The following is a 2,859-nucleotide window of genomic DNA, read 5'->3' as shown; positions in this document are numbered from 1 at the left end:
GTGCGGGGGCGGAGGGTGAGGGAGATGACGGCGGGGGCGACGCCGATGCGGACCTCGGTGAAGGCGAAGGTGGCGTCGGGTCCGGCGGCGGTGATGTCGCAGGCGCCGAGGAGGCCGAGGCCGCCGGCGCGGACGTGTCCGGTGACGCGGGCGACGACCGGCTTGGGGAGGTCGAGGATCCCCCGGAGCAGTCCGACGACGGCTTCGGGGCGGGGCGGCCGGCGCAGGTCGGCGCCCGCGCAGAAGGTGGTGCCGGTGTGGGTGAGGAGGACGGCGCGGGTGGCGTCGTCCTTGGCGCAGTGGGCGAGGGCCTCGGACAGGTCCCGTACGAGGTCGGCGGAGAGGGCGTTGCGGTTGGCCGGGGAGTCGAGCGTGAGGGTAGTGATGCCGCGGTGGTGGGCGGTGCGTACGAGGGGTGCGGGGGTGTCCGTCACAGGCGCTCCCTGAGTTCTCGGCGGAGGATCTTCCCGGAGGCCGCGCGGGGGACGCCGTCGATGAAGGTGACGTGGCGGACGCGTTTGTAGGGGGCGACGCGTTCGGCGACGTACATCATGACCTCGCCCTCGGTGAGTCCGGTGGCGGTGGGGTGGGGGACGACGAAGGCGTGCGGGACCTCGTTGCCGTCGGCGTCGTAGTGGCCGATGACGGCGGCGTCGGCGATGCCGGGGTGGGTGATGAGGAGGGCTTCGAGTTCGGCGGGGGCGACCTGGAAGCCCTTGTACTTGATGAGTTCCTTGACGCGGTCGACGACGTACAGCCAGCCGTCGGCGTCGCAGTGGGCGATGTCGCCGGTGGCGAGCCAGCCGTCGGCGTCGATCATGGCGGCGGTGGCGTCGGGGCGGCCGAGGTAGCCCTTCATGACCTGGGGGCCGCGGATGAGGACCTCGCCGGGTTCGCCGACGGGGACGTCCTGGGCGGGGTCGTCGAGGGAGACGATCCGCATCTCGGTGCCGGCGATGAGCTTGCCGACGGTGCCGGGGGGCGCGGCGGCGGCCTGGTCGAGGGGGACCAGGTGGGAGCAGGGGGAGAGTTCCGTCATGCCGTAGCCCTGGACGACGGGAGGCAGGCCGAGGCGGGCGGAGCACGCGGCGGCGAGCCGGGCGTCGAGGGGCGCGGCGGCGGACAGGACGTGCCGGACCGAGGAGAGGTCGTACCGCTCGGCGGCGGGGTGCTTGGCCAGGGCGAGGACGATGGGCGGCGCCACGTAGAGGTGGGTGATGCGGTGCTTCTCGATGGCGGCCAGGTAGACCTCCAGGTCGAAGCGGGGCAGGACGACGACGGTGGCGCCGCGGCGGAGCGGGGCGTTCATCAGGGCGGTGAGGCCGTAGATGTGGAAGAAGGGCAGGACGGCGAGGACGCGGTCGCCGGGGGCGGCGGGCATGACGGGTTCGAGCTGGGCGAGGTTGGTGGCGATGGACCGGTGGGTGAGCATGACGCCCTTGGGGACGCCGGTCGTGCCGGAGGAGTACGGCAGCACCGCGAGGTCGCTCACCGGGTCGATGTCGACGACCGGCTCGGGGGCGGTGGTGGTGAGCAGGTCGATCAGGGAGCGGTGGCCGGGGGCGCTGTCGCAGACGAGGATCTCCCGGATGCCGCCGGCGCGTTCGGCGGCGGCGCGGACGGTGTCGAGGAGGGGCGAGACCGTGATGATCCAGTGGGCGCCGGAGTCGGTGAGCTGCTTGGCGAGTTCGTCGGCGGTGGCGAGGGGGTGCGCGGTGGTGACGGTGGCCCCGGCGCGGGTGGCGGCGTAGAAGGCGGTCGGGTAGGCGATGGTGTTGGGGCTGTGCAGGGCGAGGACGTCGCCCTTGCGGAGGCCGGCCTCGGTGAGGGCGGCGGCGAGCCGCCGGTGGAAGAGGTCGAGCTGCTCGTAGGTGAGGGTGGTGCCGTCGGCGCCGTCGATCAGCGCGGGGGTGTCGCCGTGGTCGGCGGCGTGGCCGAGGACGGCGTCGTGGATGGGCAGGTCGACGGGCTGGATGTCTGCGTACTCGCTGCGGAACATGGTTCCTCCTGGCAGTACGGCTGGTGTGGGCTGCGGCGTGCGCGGCTCGGGTCCGGTGGCCGCCGTTCCCGCCTCCGGGGCGTCGAGGGCTCGGAGCGTGGGGCGGGCGGGTCGGCGGCTCAGTAGGACTTGGGCAGGCCGAGGGTCTGGTGGGAGACGTAGTTGAGGATCATCTCCCGGCTGACGGGGGCGATCCGGGACACGCGTGCGGCGGTGATCAGTGAGGCGAGGCCGAACTCGCGGGTGAGGCCGTTGCCGCCGAGGGTGTGCACGGACTGGTCGACGGCCTTCACACACGCCTCGCCGGCGGCGTACTTCGCCATGTTGGCGGCCTCGCCGGCGGCCGCGTCGTCTCCGCTGTCGTAGAGGTAAGCCGCCTTCTGCATCATCAGGCGGGCCAGTTCGAGTTCGATGTGGGACTGGGCGAGGGGGTGGGCGATGGCCTGGTGGGCGCCGATGGGCTGACGCCACACGGTGCGCTCGCGGGCGTACTCGACGGCCCTGGCGAGGGCGTAGCGGGCCATGCCGATGGCGAACGCGGCGGTCATGATGCGTTCGGGGTTGAGGCCGGCGAACAGCTGGAGCAGTCCGGCGTTCTCGTCGCCGACGAGAGCCTCGGCGGGGAGCCTCATGTCGTCGAAGGTCAGCTCGAACTGCCGCTCGGAGGCGCGGAGTTCCATGTCGATGGGTCGGCGGTCGAAGCCGGGGGTGTCCCTGGGGACGATGAACAGGCAGGGCTTGAGGTTGCCGGTGCGGGCGTCCTCGGTGCGGCCGACTATGAGGGTGGCGTCGGCCTTGTCGACGCCGGAGATGAAGACCTTGCGGCCGGTGAGCAGCCAGTCGGCGCCGTCGCGGCGGGC

Annotated in this window: 3 protein-coding genes; all 3 read right to left on the bottom strand. The window is 72.8% G+C overall.

The genetic code is table 11. From position 1 onward, the window contains the following. Positions 1-434, bottom strand: a 434-nt coding sequence (locus AOK23_RS36270; RefSeq protein ID WP_206336394.1) for an enoyl-CoA hydratase-related protein, incomplete at its 3' end; no start/stop codon positions are given. Then, positions 431-1,999, bottom strand: coding sequence for a 4-coumarate--CoA ligase family protein (locus tag AOK23_RS36265; protein ID WP_055716768.1), 1,569 nt, complete (start codon positions 1,997-1,999; stop codon positions 431-433). The genes AOK23_RS36270 and AOK23_RS36265, both read right to left, overlap by 4 nt. Before the next feature lie 119 nt (positions 2,000-2,118). Then, positions 2,119-2,859, bottom strand: a 741-nt coding sequence (locus tag AOK23_RS36260) for an acyl-CoA dehydrogenase family protein (protein WP_240496720.1), incomplete at its 5' end; no start/stop codon positions are given.

It is taken from the genome of Streptomyces torulosus (genome assembly GCF_001419765.1).
In the GTDB taxonomy this organism is placed as follows: domain Bacteria; phylum Actinomycetota; class Actinomycetes; order Streptomycetales; family Streptomycetaceae; genus Streptomyces; species Streptomyces torulosus.
Note: the sequence above shows the minus strand (reverse complement) of the source record. Positions and strands in the feature narration are given on the sequence as shown.